The organism is Agromyces sp. NPDC060279 (genome assembly GCF_042726785.1).
Taxonomy (GTDB): Bacteria; Actinomycetota; Actinomycetes; order Actinomycetales; family Microbacteriaceae; genus Agromyces.
Genome location: NZ_JBHXBK010000001.1, coordinates 1487964 through 1490883, shown reverse-complemented (window position 1 = coordinate 1490883; position 2920 = coordinate 1487964). Strand labels below are relative to the sequence as shown.

Sequence of the window (2920 nt, the reverse complement as noted above, 5' to 3'; positions counted from 1 at the left end):
GTGAGTTCGAGAAGGCTCTGGCCGACGGGAACTACGGGATCTACACGTACTCGGGCGGCGGGGCCAAGCACGCCGCGTTCGAGACGTTCACCCCGCTCGCCTTCGCCACGGCGCCGCAGCCGGTGAAGCCGACCCTGACGGTCACGCCGTCGACGGACGTGGATGCCTCGAAGGCGCAGACCTTCACGGTGACCGGCACTGGGTACACCGGGCCGGGCGCGGCGCAGGGCGTGTACGTGCTGCTCGGCGACGCGAGCATCTGGACCGGCAACGGCCCGCTCGTCGCCGACGGCTGGACCGCGCAGACCTGGGTCAAGCCGAACGAGATCGTCGACGGCACGTTCAGCATCGAGCTGAAGACCGCGGCGCGCGCCCTCGACCCGGCCAAGCGCTACACCGTCGCCTCCTCGGCGGCGCACGCGCTGTCGGCCACCGACCGCTCGCTCGACGCCTTCGCGCCGATCGCCGTCAAGGCCGGCGCCGCGAAGCCGACGCTGACCGTGTCGCCCGCGACGAACGTCGACCCGGCGGCCGCGCAGATCTTCACCGTCACCGGCACCGGCTACGTCGGCGACGGCGCGGCGCAGGGCGTGTACGTGCTGCTCGGCGACGCGAGCATCTGGACCGGTGACGGCCCGCTCGTCGCCGACGGCTGGACCGCGCTGGACTGGGTCATGCCGAACCAGATCGTCGACGGCGCGTTCACCGTCGAGCTGAAGGTGCCCGCGAAGTCCTTCGACCCCGCGAAGCGCTACACCGTGGCCACCTCGGCCGCGCACGGCCTCTCGGTCTTCAACCGCACCATGGACGCCTTCGCGCCCATCACGCTGAAGGCCGACGCGCCGAACCCGAAGCTCACGGTCAGCCCGTCGAAGGACGTGGATGCCTCGAAGGCGCAGACGTTCACGGTCCGCGGCACCGGGTACACCGGGGCCGGCGCGGCGCAGGGCGTGTACGTGCTGCTCGGCGACGCGAGCATCTGGACCGGCACCGGCCCGCTCGTCGCCGAGGGCTGGACGGCGCTCGCCTGGGTGAAGCCGAGCGAGGTCGTGAACGGCGCGTTCACCGTGGAGCTCACCGTGCAGGCGGGCAAGCTCGACCCGAAGACCCGCTACACCGTCGCCTCCTCGGCCGCGCACGGCCTCTCGGTGACCGATCGGTCGCTCGACGCCTTCGCGCCGATCACGGTGAAGGGCGGCACGGTCATCCCGCCGAAGCCCGAGCCCCCGGTGACGCCGACGAAGCCGGGCACCGTGAACCCGGTCTCGAGCGGCTCGCTCAGCTGGGGCATCGCCGACGCCTTCCGCTCCTACGTCGTCGGGCCGATCGCCCGCGGCTCGATCACGGTCGGCTCCGGTGCGACGCAGGCCGGCAGCGCCTTCCAGTTCGGGCAGTCGGGCGGCAGCTACACCGCGGCCCGCGGCACGGGCACGGCGGACTACTCCGGTTCGGTGCGCTTCACCGGGCACGGCGGCATCCTCGACCTGACCTTCTCGAACCCGACGCTCCGCGTGACGAGCGCGACGAGCGGGGTGCTCGAGCTGACGGCGAACGGCTCGCGGATCGACTTCGCGACCGTCGACCTCGGCGCGGCCGCCAAGTCGACCGTGGGCGGCGCGACCCGCTTCGCCGGAGCGCCGGCGACGCTGACCGCCGCCGGTGCGGACGCCTTCCAGGGCTACTACGGCAGCGGCAAGGCGCTCGACCCGATCACCGTCGTGATCGGCAGCCCCGGCGCGGCCCCGGCCGGCAGCTCGGGCACGACCGCCTCGGCGACGCCCGCGTCAGCCGCGAAGCCGGTGCCGCTCACGCCGCCGGCGACCACCGGCATCCAGCTCGCCCCGGCCGTGCTCGCCGACCTCGTCGCGGGCAAGCCGGTGACGATCTCGGTCGACGGCTTCGAGCCGAACGAGACCGGCATCATGGTGGTCGTCTACTCGACGCCGACCGTGCTGGCCGAGAATCTCACGGCCGACGCGAACGGCGTCGTCACCTGGACGGGCTCGCTGCCCGCCGGGCTCGAGCCGGGCCAGCACACGCTCACCTTCCAGGGCTCGATCTCGAGGGGCGTCGTGTTCACGGTCGCCGCGCCCGCGAACCAGTGCCTGGTGAGCGAGGGCACCCTCGATTGGGGTTTCAAGGCGAGCTTCCTGCAGTACCTGGAGAGCGGCATCGCGAACGGCACGTGGACCGTCACGGGCGCGAGCGAGCAGGACGGCCGCTTCGCCTTCACCGGCGGCACCGGCCCGATCGACGCGAAGACGCTGCGCGGCGTCGTGGCGTTCCCCGGCTCGGTCGAGTTCACGGGCCACGACGGCGCGCTCGACACGACGATCGCGAACCCGAAGCTCGAGTTCGTGAGCGCCGAGGAGGCGTACCTGCTGCTCGACGTGACCGGCACCACCCAGGACGGCGCGCCCGTCGAGGCGAAGGGCGTGCGCTTCGCCGAGCTCGAGCTCTCGGGCCTCGCGGTGGACGGCACCACGCTCGCCGCGGACGACGTGCCGGCCGTGCTCACCGAGCAGGGCGCCGCCGCCTTCGGCACCTACGCCGCGGGCGAGGAGCTCGACCCGGTGACGTTCAGCCTCACCCTGCCGGCGGACTGCGGGGTGGCGGCTCCGGTCGTCGCCGCCGAGGACGACGGCGAGGTGCAGCGCACGGATGCCGGGAGCACCGAGGTCGCCGAGACCGCCGGGGTCAGCCCGTGGCTCATCTGGGGCGGCGTCGCGCTGCTGCTGCTCGTCGCGGCGGTCGTGCTGGTCGTGCTGCTCCGTCGCCGCGCGGCGGGTCGCACGGAGGCGTAGGCCGCCGCTGCATCCGAAGTCTGGCGGCGGCCGGGAGGGGGGGGGGGGGTCTGACGGTGAAAGGTTCTCTCCCCGTGCCGGGGGGGGGAGGGGGGGGGGAGACGGGGGGGGGGGAA

General features: G+C 73.5%; 1 protein-coding gene. It reads left to right on the top strand.

The features are described 5' to 3' along the window. Positions 1 to 2804, top strand: a 2804-nt coding sequence (locus ACFWE1_RS07005; RefSeq protein WP_376932748.1) for an HtaA domain-containing protein, incomplete at its 5' end; no start/stop codon positions are given. Positions 2805 to 2920: the final 116 nt, after the last annotated feature.